A 13,668-nucleotide genomic window follows, 5' to 3' on the forward strand; every position below is an offset into this window, starting at 1 on the left:
GGAGCGTCTGAAAGGCGTTCATTCGATAGCCCCATGAGTCAGAACATCGAAGCCGCGTATCCGCTCAGTGCCGCGAGCGCAGCCGCACCCGTGCGCCGGGCGAAGCAGCAGTGGTTTGGCTTTGCCCTGTCGCCGAACCAGGTGTGGGGGCTGCTGTTCACCGCGCCCTATATCGCGATCTTCCTGGGCTTCGTCGTCTTTCCGGTGGGTTACGCGTTCTGGCTGGCGCGCAGCCCGCATCTCTATGTCGAGCTGGCGCAGGATCCGATCTTCCTGCGCACCGTGATCAACACGCTGGTCTTCCTGGTCGTGGCGATCAACATCAAGATGGTGCTTGCCCTGTTCCTGTCCGGCTTTTTCGCCCAGAAGCGCTGGTGGGTGAAGGTGCTGGCGGTGCTGTTCGTGCTGCCGTGGGCGGTGCCGTCGATCCCGACCATCCTGTCGATCCGCTTCATGCTCAACCCCGAATGGGGCGTGATCAACACCCTGATCTTCAAGCTGACGGCCGATGACGGCCCGAACTGGCTGAACGATCCGACGCTCGCGCTGTCGCTCTCGATGGCCGTGCACATCTGGAAGTCGCTGCCGTTCTGGACCCTGATCCTGCTCGCCGGCCGGCTCGCCATTCCCGGCGAGCTCTACGAAGCGGCCTCGGTCGACGGCGCCGGCGCCTGGCATCGCTTCCGCTTCATCACCTGGCCGTCGATCAGCACGCTCTATGTCACCTGCACGCTGCTCTCGATGATCTTCACGGTCGGCGACTTCAACAGCGTCTATCTGCTGACCGGCGGCGGTCCGGCCGATCTCACGCACGTGCTGGCCACGCTCGGCATCCGTTACCTGCGACTCGACCAGGTCGGGCTCGCCATGGCGTCGATCGTCTGTGCGCTGCCGCTGATCCTGCCGCTGGTGTTCTTCATGATGCGGCGGTTGTCGAAATGACGATGCGCAAATTCATGCGCGGCGTGAGCACGGAGGCGGCGCTGCTCCTGGTCGGCATTCCCGTCCTGCTGTGGACGGTGATCCCGATCTACCACATGCTTCTGTTTGCGATCTCGCCCAAGGACGCAGCGTTCTCCGGCCAACTCTGGCCGAGCCAGCCGACGATCCGCAACTTCGAGATCGTGTTCGGCCAGAAGCACCATTTTCTCTATAATTTCTGGCTGCAGATGGCGAATTCGCTGGTGATCTCGTGCGGCACCGCGCTGCTCACCCTGCTGATCGCCAGCGCCGCCGCCTTCGCCATCAGCCGCCTGCGCATGAAGGGCGGCCGCCTGGTGATGAACCTGGCGCTCTTGACCTATTTCATTCCGGCCGCCTTCCTTGCCGTGCCGATGTACAAGACCATGGGCATGTACGGCCTGCTCAACAACGACTGGGCGCTGGTGCTGGCCATGGTCACGGTGGCCTCGCCCTACGCCATCTGGATCCTGCGCCAGGCTTCCGACAAGCTGCCGGTCGAGCTCGACGAGGCCGCCCTGATCGACGGTGCCTCGCCGTTCCAGATGTTCCGCCTGATCTACATCCCGCTGATGGTGCCGTCGCTGATTGCCGTCGGCACGTATGCGCTGCTGCTGGCGTGGAACGAATATCTCTACGCCTTCCTCCTGCTGTCGCGCGAGACGGCGATCACGCTCCCGGTGGCGCTGGGCAACTTCCTGTCGGCCGACGATTCGCCGTGGGAGCTGTTGATGACGGCAGGCTTCATCTATGCCCTGCCGCCGGCGGCGATCTACTATGCCTTCCGCAAGTACATGTCGTCCGGCCTCACTGCCGGGGCGGTGAAGGGGTAGGCTCTTCTTCTCGTTCTCCTCCCAGCGAAGCTGGGGAGGACACGCGCGTCAGGCGCGGGCGGGCTGCAGGGGCGGCAGGGCGACGGCGTGCGCCGCCAGCCGCTTGCGGTCGGCCTCCGGTCGGATGAACAGCAGTCCGATCAGGCCGCCGGCCAGAAGCAGCAGCCCGAGGATGACGTAGCCGCGCTCGTAGCCCAGCATCGGCGTCACGGCGTTCTGCACCACCGCGCCCATCGCGAGCGGCGCGATGACGCCGGCCAGGGTGACGACCGAGGTGGTGATGGCGAGCATGGCGGCGCGCTGCGGTTGCGGCGTGAGCTCGCTCACGATCATCGGGATGACGACGTAGATCGTGCTGCCGACCGCCGCGCCGACCACCAGGGTGGCGAGCTTCAGCTCGGGCGTCGGCATGATGCCGACGAAGGGCAGGAGGCAACCGCCCAGGATCACGGTGAGGGAGGCGAAGACGCCGCGGCTGGCCCGGCTCGAGGCGCCGCTCCGCTTCAGCCGCTGCGAGAGGGCGCCACCGCCCAATACGACGAACATGCCGAAGATCCACGGCAGGATGGTGAGATTGCCGCCGACCTGCTGGCTGTAGCCCAGGCCCTGGACCATGTAGGAGGTGAACCAGGTGAGGCCGAGCGCCAGGCCCCAGTAGCTGGCGAACCCGGCGCAGCACATCGCCACGATGCTGGGGCAGGTCAGCAGGTAGCGGTAGGGCACGTGCTCGTGCCCGCCATGGTCGCTGACCGGCGGGTCGACCAGCGTGCCCTCGCGGCCGAGGAACAGCCACGCGACCGCCCACAGCAGGCCGACGATGCCGAGGGCGCCGAATGCCCAGTGCCAGGAATAGCGGACGATGATGTAGTTGAGCGCCGGCACCGCAATGATGACGCCCAGCGCCGAGCCCTGGGCAATGATGGCGGTCGGCATGCCGCGCAGCGAATCGGGAAACCATTTGTAGATCGCGTGCGTGGCGGTCGGGCCGGCGGGGCCCTCGCCGGCCCCCAGGACGATGCGGCAGGCGATCAGCACCTCGAGGCTCACCATGCCCACCATCGGGAACTGCGCAACCGACCAGATGATCGCCATGACGAGAAGGGTCCAGCGGGTCTGCACGCGGTTGGTGATGAAGCCCACCACGACCGCGGAGATCGCGAACAGGAAAAAGAACGATGATCCGATCAGGCCGAACTGCTCGGGCGACAGCTTCAGGTCGGCGATGATCGGCTGGGCCGCGAGCCCGACCACGACCTTGTCGGCGAAGTTGATCAGCATGAAGAAGAAGAGCAGGGCGGTCATGCCCCAGGCCCCCTCGAGGGGCCGATCCTGACTGGTCACTTAGGCGTTGCTCCCGATTTGCCGGCCATGAGACAGGAGCGCGTCAATTCGTGCAAGCACCGCACAAGATTAAGGGCGCCCGCGGGCGCCCTTTCTCTTCGTCGTCGAGCCTCGACTACTTCACGAACGGGCATTTGCCATCCTTGAGGGGGCGGTAGGCCTGGTCGCCGGGCACGGTCGAGATCAGCTTGTAGATGTCGTCCTTGCCCTTGGACTCCGAGGGCGACTTGACCTCGAACAGGTACATATCGCGCACCAGGCGTCCGTCCTCGCGCAGCTTGCCGTTCTTGGTCATGACGTCGTTGACCGGCAGCTCGCGCATCTTGGCCATCACCGGCTTGGCGTCGTCGGTACCTGCCGCCTGCACGGCCTTGAGATAATGCAGGGTCGAGCTGTAGACACCCGCCGTCAGCATGCTCGGCAGGCGGTCCTTCTTGGCGCGGTAGCGCTTGGTCCAGGCGCGCGTCTCGTCGTTGAGATCCCAGTAGAACGACTCCGTGAGCACCAGTCCCTGGGCGACAGGCAGGGTGAGCGACTGGACGTCGGTCGCGAACACCAGCAGGCCAGCCAGCTTTTGACCGCCCTTCGTGATGCCGAACTCACCTGCCTGCTTGATCGAATTGATGGTGTCCTGGCCGGCATTCGCGAGACCGATCACCTTGGCCTTGGAACTCTGGGCCTGCAGCAGGAACGAGGAGAAATCCTGGGTGCTCAGAGGATGCCTGACGCTGCCCAGGACCTTGCCGCCAGCGGCCTTGACCACGGCGGTGACATCGCGCTCCAGGGCATGCCCGAAGGCGTAGTCGGCCGTGAGGAAGTACCAGGAGTCGCCGCCTGCCTTCACCATCGCCGCGCCCGTGACATTGGCAAGAGCGTAGGTGTCGTAGACCCAGTGCGCGCCGGTCTCGGAGCAGGCAGGGCCGGTCAGGTCGGCCGAGGCGGCGCCGGTGTTGATGTCGATCAGCCCTTTTTCCTGAGAGATCTTGCGCACCGCCAGCGCCACCGAGGAGGTGCCCAGGCCGGTTATCATCTTGACGCCGTCAACGTCGTACCAGCGACGCGCGATCTGGGCGCCGACATCGGGCTTGGTCTGATGGTCGGCCGACAGGATCTCGACCGGGCGCCCCAGCACCTTGCCGCCGACATCCTCGATCGCCATCTGCATCGACTCGACCTCACCGGCGGTGAGATCGCCATAGACGCCGGAGAACCCCTCCATGACGCCGATCTTCAGCGGGGCCGGCGCCTGGGCCTGCGCCACGGCAATCAGGCCCACCGCCGTCAGGCCGACCGCGGCTGCCGCCGCGCCGCCGTAGCGAATGGATTTCACGAAACTCATCACAAACCCTCCCAAACCAACTCCCCGGTAAGGGCCCGAAATCTAACGAGCGGTCAAGCCGTGCGCCAGTGCCCGTGCTCCAATGCCCGTGCTCCAGTGCTGGACAGGGGCATCCGGCTTCGATTAATTCGCCGAGGGTCAGGGGAGGTGAATGGCACAAGAAGAAGCAATCCTCGAAGCACGAGGACTGACGAAGGAGTTCAAGGGCTTCGTCGCAGTCAAGAATGTCGATCTGCGGGTCAAGCGGCATACCATCCATGCCCTGATTGGCCCGAACGGTGCCGGCAAGACCACCTGCTTCAATCTGCTCACCCATTTCCTGGTCCCGACGGCGGGCCAGATCCGCTTCAACGGTCGCGACATCACCGGCAGCTCGCCGGCCAGGATCGCCCGCATGGGGCTCGCCCGGTCGTTCCAGATCTCGGCGGTGTTTCCGCATCTCAGCGTGCTGGAGAACGTTCGTGTCGCTCTGCAGCGCAAGCTGGGAAATTCCTTCCATTTCTGGCGCTCGGAGAAAGTGCTGAGCCGGCTCGACGGGCGCGCCCGCGAACTGGTCGAGGCGGTCGGTCTGACCAACTTTGCCCACTTGCCGGCTGTGGAACTGCCTTACGGCCGCAAGCGGGCACTCGAGATCGCCACCACGCTGGCGCTGGAGCCCGAAATGATGCTGCTCGACGAGCCGATGGCCGGTCTCGGCCAGGAGGACATCAAGCGTATCGCTGCGCTCATCCGCTCGGTCGCCAAGGATCGCACCGTGCTGATGGTCGAGCACAACATGTCCGTGGTCGCCGACCTGTCCGACACCATCACCGTGCTGGCGCGCGGCGAGGTCCTGGCCGAGGGGCCTTATGCCACGGTGTCGACCGATCCTGCCGTCGTCGAAGCGTATGTCGGAACCGGCCATGGCTGACACATTGCTCAAGGTCGATGCACTGCAGGCGTGGTACGGCGAATCGCATATCCTTCATGGAGTGGGCTTCGAAATCGCGCGTGGCGAGCTGGTGACCCTGCTCGGCCGCAATGGCGCGGGCAAGACGACGACGCTGAAGTCGGTCATGGGGATCGTCGAGAAGCGCACCGGCTCGGTAAGCTTCGACGGGCGCGAGACGGTGGGCCGTCCGTCCGACCAGATTGCCCGACTGGGCCTCGCCTACTGCCCCGAGGAACGCGGTATCTTCTCCAGCCTCAATGTCGAGGAGAACCTGCTGCTGCCGCCGGTCGTGCGGCCGGGCGGCATGAGCCTCGCCGAGATCTACCAGCTGTTCCCCAACCTGCTGGAGCGGCGGCGCAGCCAGGGCACCAAGCTGTCGGGCGGCGAGCAGCAGATGCTGGCGATCGGCCGCATCCTGCGCACCGGAGCGAGCCTGTTGCTGCTCGATGAGCCGACCGAAGGGCTGGCGCCGGTGATCGTGCAACGCATCGGCGAGATCATTCGCCAGCTCAAGGGCCGCGGCTTCACCATCCTGCTGGTCGAGCAGAATTTTCACTTCGCGGCCACCGTGGCCGACCGCCACTACGTGATGGAGGACGGCCGCGTGGTCGACATGATCGCCTCGGCCGATGTTCAGCAGAACATCGGCAAGCTGCAAGCCTATCTCGGAGTATAGGGATGGCACAGGTTGCCCTCGGCCTCGTCAACGGGGCCTTTTACGCCATGCTGAGCCTGGGGCTTGCCGTGATCTTCGGCATGCTGAACGTGATCAATTTCACGCACGGCGCGCAGTTCATGATGGGTGCTTTCGCTGCCTGGCTGCTGCTCGGCCTCCTGGGCGTGCCGTTCTGGGCGTCGCTGGTGCTGGCGCCCATCATCGTCGGCCTGTTCGGCGTCGTGCTCGAGAAGCTGCTGCTGAAGCGCATCTATCATCTCGATCATCTCTACGGCTTCCTGCTGACCTTCGGCATGGCGCTGATCATCGAGGGGCTGTTCCAGTGGAAATGGGGCTCCTCGGGCGCGCCCTATCCGGCGCCGATCACCGGCGGCACCGATCTCGGCTTCATGATCATGCCGAGCTATCGGCTGTTCGTGGTCGTAGCCGCGCTCGTGATCTGTCTCGCCACCTGGTACGGCATCGAGCGCACCAAGCTTGGCGCCTATCTTCGTGCCGCTACCGAGAACCCGACGCTGGTGCGGGCCTTCGGCATCAACGTGCCCCGCCTGATCACGCTCACCTACGGCCTGGGTGTCGCGCTCGCCGCCCTGGCCGGCGTGCTGGCGGCGCCGATCCAGCAGGTATCGGCGCTGATGGGCACCAACCTCGTGCTGGTCGTGTTCGCCGTGGTGGTGATCGGCGGCATGGGTTCGATCATGGGCTCGATCGTCACCGGCTTCGGGCTCGGCCTGATCGAGGGATTGACCAAGGTGTATTACCCGCCCGCTGCCAACACGGTGATCTTCGTCGTCATGGCGATCGTGCTGCTGGTCAAGCCGGCCGGCCTGTTCGGCCAAACCAAGTGATGGTGGGCCAAATGAACGGCCAGCGTACTGTCATCGCCCTCGTCGTCGCCGCCGGCGCCCTGGCGGCGCCGTGGGTCGCCTATCCGGTGTTCCTGATGACGGCGCTCTGCTTCGCGCTGTTCGCCTGCGCCTTCAACCTGCTGCTGGGCTATGTCGGCCTGATGAGCTTCGGCCATGCCATGTTCTTCGGCGCAGCCGGCTACTTCTATGGCCACGTCGTCAAGGCGTGGGATCTGCCGCCCGAGGTCGGGCTGCTGGCCGGCGTCGCCGGCGCGGCGGCGCTCGGGCTGGTGACCGGGGCGCTGGCGATCCGTCGCCAGGGCATCTACTTCGCCATGATCACGCTCGCCTTCGCCCAGATGATCTATTTCTTCTGCGTCCAGGCGCCGTTCACCGGCGGCGAGGACGGCCTGCAGGGCATCCCGCGCAAGGCGCTCCTGGGCGGGCTGATCCCGACCAGGAACGATCGCGTGCTGTACTACGTCGTGCTGGCCATCTTCCTGTTCGGCTACGGCGCAATCTATCGCTTCATCCATTCGCCGTTCGGCCAGATCCTGAAGGCGATTCGCGACAACGAGCAGCGCGCCGTGTCGCTGGGCTACGAGGCCGATCGCTACAAGCTCCTGGCCTTCGTGCTGTCGGCCGCCCTGGCGGGCCTTGCCGGATCCACCAAGGCGATGGTGCTGCAGTTCGCCACCCTGACCGACGTCAGCGCCGCCATGTCGGGTGAGGTCGTGCTGATGGCGTTGGTCGGCGGGCTCGGCACGATCATCGGCCCGGTGGTCGGCGCCTTCGTCATCATCACCATGCAGAACTACCTGGCCTCGGCGGGCGAGTTCGTGCTGGTGATCCAGGGCGTGATCTTCGTGGTCATCGTCATTGCCTTCCGCAAGGGCCTGGTCGGCGAGCTTGCCGAATGGTGGAGGCGACGTACGACGCCGCGCCCTGCTGCGGGCGATGACTGACGTCCCGAAGGCCTGCTGATCGACGGCCGGCAGCGACGCCCCGTTCGAGGTCCAATCGAGGCACCGACCTGTTATACCGACGCGGTCGGTGGGATGGACGAGGACGGCGATGGCGACGGCACGCAGGCGCTTTCTGGGACGGATGGTTCCCCTCGTGGGCTTCGCCGCTGCCCTGGCGATCACCTGGGCCTCGGGGGCGGCCGACATCTCGGAAGCGCATCGCGCGGGGCTTTCCCTGGTGGGGCTGGGCGTCCTGCTGGCGGTCGTTTTCGCGGCTGTGCATCATGCCGATGTCATCGCCCACCGCACCGGCGAGCCGTACGGCACCCTGGTCCTGACGGTTGCCGTGACGGTGATCGAGGTCGCGCTGATCCTGTCCATAATGCTGGCCGGCAAGGGCCAGCCCGGTCTCGCGCGCGAGACCGTCTATGCGGTCATCATGGTGGTATGCAACGGCGTGGTCGGGCTGTGCCTGATCGTTGGAGGGCTGCGCTACGGCGAGCAGGGATTCCGCCTGCCCGGCACCAACGCCTACCTGATCGTGCTGATGCCGCTCGCCACATTGACCCTGATCTTGCCGAGCTACACCACCAGCGCGCCCGGCGCCTACTACTCGAACGCCCAGCTCGGCTTCGTCAGCGCGACCACCCTCGCGCTCTACGCCGTGTTCCTCTACGTCCAGACGGTACGCCATCGCGACTATTTCCTGTCCGATCTTGGGGACGGAGACGAGGACCACGCCGTGGTGCCTGGAACGCGCCAGGTCTGGGAAAGCGTGGTCCTGCTCGTCATCGGCCTGGTCGCGGTGGTGCTGTTGGCCAAAGGCGTCGCGGGATCGATGGAGGCGATGATCCTGAAGGTGGGCGCCCCGACCGAAGCCATCGGATTGCTGGTCGCCCTTCTGGTGCTGCTGCCGGAAACCCTGGCGGCACTGCGCGCAGCGCGCCGCAACGAGCTGCAGAAGAGCCTCAATCTCGCCCTGGGATCTTCGCTGGCGACCATCGGCCTCACCATCCCGGCCGTCAGCCTCCTCGCCATCGTGCTGAAGCAGCCCCTGGAGCTCGGCATGGATCGGCACGACACGGCGCTGCTGGCTCTCACCTTCGGTGTCAGTCTGGTGACGTTCGTCGGCGGACGCACGAACATCCTGCCGGGCTTCGTTCATCTCGTGCTGTTCGCCGTCTTCGTCTTCATGTTATTCGTTCCGTAGAGGGGGAAAGCCGCCATGACCGATTCAGCTGCCGCGCTCGACGACACCATCCTTGCCGAGCTGCGCAAGATCGATACGCCGACCATCACCAACGTGGTGGCGACCTACCCGAAGAATCCGCTGTGCCTCGGCCTTTACAACCCATGGGCGGAGAACTGGTACACCGACACGTCGATCCGCTGCCTCTATCCCGAGATGGGGCCGATCGTCGGCTATGCCGTGACCTGCGTCTATGGCCTTCCGGATCCGAACTTCAGCGGCCGGCTGTCCTTCATGGACGTGATCGATGCGCTCGACGCGATGAAGAAGCCCACCATTCTGGTGATCCAGCAGAAATGGCCGCCCGAGCTGCACAACAAGGCCGGCCTCGCCGGCGAGATGATGGTGAGCTCGATGATGGCGGTCGGCTGCGTCGGTCTCCTGTCAAACGGTCCGTCGCGCGACGTCGACGCCATCCGCAAGCTGCGCTTTCAGCTTCTGCTCGGCGGCGTGACCGCAGGCCACGGCGAGATGGCCGTCCAGTCCGTCAACGTGCCAGTCTCGGTCGGCGGCATGGACGTTGCACCAGGCGATCTCATCCATATGGACGAGAACGGTGCCGTCAAGTTCCCGCCGGTCCATGCGCCAGCCATCGTCAAGAATGCGCGCGCCATGCTCGACGACGAGGCGGCGCGCCTTGTCCTGCTGCGCAAGGCCAAGACGGCGGCGGAGGTGCGTGCCGCTTCTTCCGGCGGCGCCTACACGCCGAAGAAGGCGTAGCGGATCGGCATGCCGGCCGAGCGGTTGCCGGCGAGCGTCGTTCCGTCGCGATTCGGGCTGGCAGCCAGGCTGTTCGCCGTCCTGCTGCTGCTGGGGGCGGCCGGCGTGCTGATCACCGGCGTGCTGGGCTACCTGCGGGCCCGCGATGCGTTGCAGGAAACCATCTTCAACCAGCTCACGGCGATACGCGAGACCAAGGCGCATCAGATCGAGACCTACTTCCACGGCATCCGCCGCGAGATGCGCGTGCTGGCGGGCACCAAGATGGCGGTCGACGCCATGCGGGACTTTCGCGAGGCCGTCGACCAGCTCGATCGCATGGCGGTGCCGAAGGAGGTGCAGGAACGGGTGGATGGCTGGTACGAACGGCACTACCTGCCGATGGTGCGGCGCCTGACCGGCAGCGAAGCGCCGGCGAGCGAGTTTCTCCCGGTCGGATCGGGGCCATACTTCCTGCAGGACTGGTACATCGTCGGCAACCCGTATCCGCCGCTGCGCCGGCGGCTGCTCGACAACGCCGGCGACGGCAGCGCCTACAGCCGGGCCCACGCCCTCTATCATCCGTTGATGCGTACGGCCGCCGCGACGCTCGGCTTCGCCGACTTCATGTTGGTCGACCCCAAGACGCACCGGGTCATCTATTCGGTCGACAAGGAGCCCGACTTCGGCCTGTCGCTTGTCGCCAAGCCTTATCGCGACTCGAACGTGGCGGCCGCGGCCTCGCGTTGCGCCGAATCGCCCAATGCGGCCGCGACCTGCCTGGAGGATTTCGCCGACTACCTGCCGTCGGATGGCCGACCGATGGCCTCCATGGCTGCGCCGATCATCGATCAGGGCGTGGTGACCGGCGTGCTGGTTATCCAGCTCTCGATCGACGAGATCGACAACATCGTCACCAGCGGAAAGCGCTGGCGCCATGAAGGCCTCGGCTCCACCGGGGAAGCCTATCTCGTCGGCCCGGGCTACTACGTGCGTTCCTCGCCCCGCCTGTTCTTCGAGAACCGCGACGCCTACTTCGCCAGCCTGGAGGAGGGCCAGTCGAAGGAGGACATCGCCGACATTCGCAAGTTCGGCACGCCGGTCCTGAATCAGCGCATCGACACCACGGCGACGCGCGCCGCCCTGGGCGGCATCGAGGGGACCGGCCAGATCGTGGGGTATCTCGGTCAAGAGACGCTCGCGTCCTGGGGACCTGTCCGGGTGTCGGGAGTCAACTGGGCGCTCGTCGCCAAGATCGACTCGTCTGAAGCCTTCGCCGCGGTGCGCGAGCTGGAGCGCGAACTGTTGCTTGTCGGTGCGCTGGCGCTGCTCGTCGTGGTCGCTACCGCCGCCTGGCTTGCGCGTTCGCTGCTTGGGCCGCTGCGGGAGCTCACGTCGGGCGTGCAACGCTTCGCCGCCGGCAACCACGATGCCCATGTCGCGGTGCGCACCCGTGACGAGATCGGCCAGCTTTGCCTGGCCTTCAATCGAATGGTCGACGAGCTGCGCGAGAAGAGCCAGGTCATCGCAGCCAAGAACCGTGAGAACGAAGAGCTGCTGCTGAACGTGCTGCCGGCGCCGATCGCCAACCGATTGCGCGATGGCGAGATGAGCATTGCCGACGGATTTGCCGAGGTGACCGTCGCTTTCGCGGACATCGTCGGCTTCACCGAGATGGCGGCAGGCATGCCGCCGGCCAACGTCGTCAAGCTGTTGAACGGGCTGTTCAGCCGCTTCGACGAGTCGGCCCGCGAGCTCGGCATCGAGAAGATCAAGACCGTCGGCGATGCCTACATGGCTGTATGCGGCCTGCCGGTTCCCGTGGCCGATCATGCAGCCCGCATGGTGCGGATGGCCATTCGCATGGTGCACATCACTCGCGAGCATGCGCTCGAGCACAGGGTCTCGATGAGGCTGCGCGTCGGCATCAACACCGGCCCTGTGGTCGCCGGCGTCATCGGCAAGAGCAAGTATATCTACGACCTGTGGGGCGATACCGTGAACCTGGCCAGCCGCATGGAGTCCGGTGGCATTCCCGACATGATCCAGGTGACGCGTCCCGTCTATGAAAGGCTGAAGGACGAGTTCGTGTTCGAGCCGCGCGGTCCGATCGAGGTGAAGGGCAAAGGCCATGTCGAGGCATGGCTGCTGAGGCTGTGAGCCGCCGGTCGCGCGCGCTCGCATGCCCGGCCGGCGCTATTTGATCATCTTGTCGTAGGCCAGGCCGAAGCCCAGCAGTGGGACGTCGATGTTGATCGTGCGCTTGTTGGTGTCCTGGATCGTGATCTTGAGCAATGTGCCGCCGCGCAAGGCGGCAAGAAGCGGATCCTTCAAGGGGACGCTGACGATGCACCCGGCGGCCGTGCAGGTCTGCACCGGCTGACGCTCGACGGCGCCGCTGTCGACCTTGAGCTGGACCGGCTCCGTGAGGCTGATGCCGAGCGGCAGCTGGATGGTAAGGACCGGGGATTTGGTGTCGGGCGCAATCCGCGCCGACACCAGAACGACCACCTGCTTGTCTTCGCGGTTGATCATCTGCTGGATCGCCCGGCAATCCAGGGTCTTGCCGTCGCCGGCACATTCGACGCGCCAGGCCGCGACACTGTCCTGGGCCGCCGCTCGCGGCGGCCCCTCGGTCATTGCCAGACACGCCAGCAGGCCGAGATGGGCCACTCGGTGGCGGGCGAAATTGCGCAGCACCATTTTCTCCCAGGTCTCCCAGATGTTGAATCCGTCAGCGGCAACAACCTCCGAGCGCGGGACCAACGCGATCCCGAGCGGTCGCCGCCCCGCCATGGCGACTGGCGACAGAATGCACGCGGGCCGGTGTCGCCATCAAGCCGACCGCGGCAGATTGTCGACCCTCGCCCCTTCGGCGACCAATTCCTTGTCGACCTTCTCAACGGCCGCGCGGCGCTGCTGTCGGTACCGGTATCGATGACAGGTCGGTGTAAGCCGGAGAGCAAACGCGATACTGATTGCTGCTCAGATCGGCCTGAGGGCCGATCGCAGGGTGTCGTTCGAGACCTGCATCAGGCCGTCGAAGGGCTGCCCGAGCTCGAGAATCAGGTAAACCGCCGCTGACGCTGACAGAACGCAGACACCGAGCACGATGGTCAACGTGGGGTTTGGTTTGGCCGACATGCTGAACGTCGTGAAAATGAAGGTCAGCCACAGCACCAGCACGATGATGAAGGGGTGCGATACCGAGTCGGGTGGTTGGGCGAACAGGGCAAGCCGGGTCTGGGCTATGTCGGTGGTGATTGCCAGCGCACGCGCCTGCAAGGAGGCCTGCACCGAATTCTTGGGCTGGAGCTGTCGCAACAGGTAGGTCGCCGACGCGTCGTGCGCGGTTCGCAGGCTGGTTGGACGGCCGGCTTTCACCGCCTGCTCTTGCCAGATGGAATCGATCAAAGGGCCGATCTCGGCGCGAAGCTGTGTGCGGACCGGCGCTGCCTCCGGCCCATAATCCCGCAGGATTTCGTCGAGCTCGGTGATGTCGGCTGCCAGTCGGCTGACATAGCTGCTGGTGTGCTCGAACGAGGTTCTGGTCGCGGCAAACAGCAGGGCCAGGACCACGGCAGTCAGGGTACCGACCAGGGCGGTCGCAAGGCGGATGACTTCCTTGGAATCGCCCGTCAGGTGCGGTTCCGGCAGCCTCGATCTCAGCATGGTTCCCGCGATCGTTCCGGCCAGGATGAGAGCGAAGGCAACGGTCGCCATGGCGATAGGGCTCAAGAAACACCTCGAGAGCGGGCGCGGGCGATTCTTGTAGCGGCCGGCCAACCGATCTTCAATTGACCCTCGTGGTCATGCAGCGAGCCCGG

13 protein-coding genes are annotated in these 13,668 nt (G+C 65.5%); 9 read left to right on the forward strand and 4 right to left on the reverse strand.

Translation table 11 applies throughout. The annotated features are described in order from the left end of the window. Positions 1–33 precede the first annotated feature (33 nt). Together ACILR9_RS15920 and ACILR9_RS15925 are read left to right on the forward strand one after the other, a co-directional pair. A complete protein-coding gene (locus ACILR9_RS15920; protein WP_395710927.1) occupies positions 34–942 on the forward strand; it encodes a carbohydrate ABC transporter permease in 909 nt (302 codons plus the stop codon). Between the two features lie 2 nt (positions 943–944). Then, positions 945–1,793 (forward strand): carbohydrate ABC transporter permease, encoded by an 849-nt coding sequence (locus ACILR9_RS15925; RefSeq protein WP_395711033.1) that lies wholly within the window; start codon positions 945–947, stop codon positions 1,791–1,793. A 48-nt stretch (positions 1,794–1,841) separates the two neighbouring features. Here the strand turns inward: ACILR9_RS15925 and ACILR9_RS15930 are convergent, their stop codons facing one another. Both ACILR9_RS15930 and ACILR9_RS15935 read right to left on the reverse strand, forming a co-directional pair. Continuing rightward, a complete protein-coding gene (locus ACILR9_RS15930) occupies positions 1,842–3,095 on the reverse strand; it encodes an MFS transporter (protein WP_395710928.1) in 1,254 nt (417 codons plus the stop codon). 154 nt (positions 3,096–3,249) lie between these two features. Continuing rightward, entirely contained in the window at positions 3,250–4,473 is a 1,224-nt protein-coding gene (locus ACILR9_RS15935; RefSeq protein ID WP_395710929.1) for an ABC transporter substrate-binding protein, read from the reverse strand. Positions 4,474–4,624: 151 nt separating this feature from the next. Between ACILR9_RS15935 and ACILR9_RS15940 the strand changes: the two genes are divergently transcribed. From ACILR9_RS15940 to ACILR9_RS15970, 7 genes are all read left to right on the forward strand, one after another. Next, complete coding sequence (locus tag ACILR9_RS15940) at positions 4,625–5,383, forward strand: ABC transporter ATP-binding protein (RefSeq protein ID WP_395710930.1); 759 nt, start codon at positions 4,625–4,627, stop codon at positions 5,381–5,383. Beyond that, positions 5,376–6,080, forward strand: coding sequence for an ABC transporter ATP-binding protein (locus tag ACILR9_RS15945; protein ID WP_395710931.1), 705 nt, complete (start codon positions 5,376–5,378; stop codon positions 6,078–6,080). The genes ACILR9_RS15940 and ACILR9_RS15945 overlap by 8 nt, the downstream gene beginning before the upstream one ends. A 2-nt stretch (positions 6,081–6,082) precedes the next feature. Further along, positions 6,083–6,928: a branched-chain amino acid ABC transporter permease gene (locus ACILR9_RS15950; protein WP_395710932.1), complete on the forward strand. Its 846-nt coding sequence runs from the start codon at positions 6,083–6,085 to the stop codon at positions 6,926–6,928. Positions 6,929–6,939: 11 nt separating this feature from the next. Beyond that, positions 6,940–7,893 carry a branched-chain amino acid ABC transporter permease gene (locus ACILR9_RS15955; RefSeq protein ID WP_395710933.1) on the forward strand — a complete coding sequence of 318 codons (954 nt, stop codon included), beginning with the start codon at positions 6,940–6,942 and terminating at the stop codon, positions 7,891–7,893. 109 nt (positions 7,894–8,002) lie between these two features. Beyond that, positions 8,003–9,103, forward strand: a complete 1,101-nt coding sequence (locus ACILR9_RS15960) for a calcium:proton antiporter (protein ID WP_395710934.1) — start codon at positions 8,003–8,005, stop codon at positions 9,101–9,103. A gap of 15 nt (positions 9,104–9,118) precedes the next feature. Then, positions 9,119–9,862 (forward strand): RraA family protein, encoded by a 744-nt coding sequence (locus ACILR9_RS15965; RefSeq protein WP_395710935.1) that lies wholly within the window; start codon positions 9,119–9,121, stop codon positions 9,860–9,862. 9 nt (positions 9,863–9,871) lie between these two features. Then, positions 9,872–12,001, forward strand: coding sequence for an adenylate/guanylate cyclase domain-containing protein (locus ACILR9_RS15970; RefSeq protein WP_395710936.1), 2,130 nt, complete (start codon positions 9,872–9,874; stop codon positions 11,999–12,001). A 36-nt stretch (positions 12,002–12,037) separates the two neighbouring features. Here the strand turns inward: ACILR9_RS15970 and ACILR9_RS15975 are convergent, their stop codons facing one another. Next, the gene (locus ACILR9_RS15975; RefSeq protein ID WP_395710937.1) at positions 12,038–12,544 is read right to left on the reverse strand and encodes an invasion associated locus B family protein; all 507 of its coding nucleotides are present in this window, start codon (positions 12,542–12,544) and stop codon (positions 12,038–12,040) included. A 282-nt stretch (positions 12,545–12,826) separates the two neighbouring features. After that, the gene (locus ACILR9_RS15980) at positions 12,827–13,564 is read right to left on the reverse strand and encodes a hypothetical protein (RefSeq protein WP_395710938.1); all 738 of its coding nucleotides are present in this window, start codon (positions 13,562–13,564) and stop codon (positions 12,827–12,829) included. Positions 13,565–13,668: the final 104 nt, after the last annotated feature.

It is taken from the genome of Reyranella sp., from assembly GCF_044224635.1.
Lineage (GTDB): Bacteria > Pseudomonadota > Alphaproteobacteria > Reyranellales > Reyranellaceae > Reyranella.

Bases quoted from the DNA above. Each gene is read 5' to 3' on its own strand.
- ACILR9_RS15920 (WP_395710927.1), top strand. From the start codon at position 34: ATGAGTCAGAACATCGAAGCCGCGTATCCGCTCAGTGCCGCGAGCGCA.
- ACILR9_RS15925 (WP_395711033.1), top strand. From the start codon at position 945: ATGCGCAAATTCATGCGCGGCGTGAGCACGGAGGCGGCGCTGCTCCTG.
- ACILR9_RS15930 (WP_395710928.1), bottom strand. From the start codon at position 3,095: ATGACCGCCCTGCTCTTCTTCTTCATGCTGATCAACTTCGCCGACAAG.
- ACILR9_RS15935 (WP_395710929.1), bottom strand. From the start codon at position 4,473: ATGAGTTTCGTGAAATCCATTCGCTACGGCGGCGCGGCGGCAGCCGCG.
- ACILR9_RS15940 (WP_395710930.1), top strand. From the start codon at position 4,625: ATGGCACAAGAAGAAGCAATCCTCGAAGCACGAGGACTGACGAAGGAG.
- ACILR9_RS15945 (WP_395710931.1), top strand. From the start codon at position 5,376: ATGGCTGACACATTGCTCAAGGTCGATGCACTGCAGGCGTGGTACGGC.
- ACILR9_RS15950 (WP_395710932.1), top strand. From the start codon at position 6,083: ATGGCACAGGTTGCCCTCGGCCTCGTCAACGGGGCCTTTTACGCCATG.
- ACILR9_RS15955 (WP_395710933.1), top strand. From the start codon at position 6,940: ATGAACGGCCAGCGTACTGTCATCGCCCTCGTCGTCGCCGCCGGCGCC.
- ACILR9_RS15960 (WP_395710934.1), top strand. From the start codon at position 8,003: ATGGCGACGGCACGCAGGCGCTTTCTGGGACGGATGGTTCCCCTCGTG.
- ACILR9_RS15965 (WP_395710935.1), top strand. From the start codon at position 9,119: ATGACCGATTCAGCTGCCGCGCTCGACGACACCATCCTTGCCGAGCTG.
- ACILR9_RS15970 (WP_395710936.1), top strand. From the start codon at position 9,872: ATGCCGGCCGAGCGGTTGCCGGCGAGCGTCGTTCCGTCGCGATTCGGG.
- ACILR9_RS15975 (WP_395710937.1), bottom strand. From the start codon at position 12,544: ATGGTGCTGCGCAATTTCGCCCGCCACCGAGTGGCCCATCTCGGCCTG.
- ACILR9_RS15980 (WP_395710938.1), bottom strand. From the start codon at position 13,564: ATGGCGACCGTTGCCTTCGCTCTCATCCTGGCCGGAACGATCGCGGGA.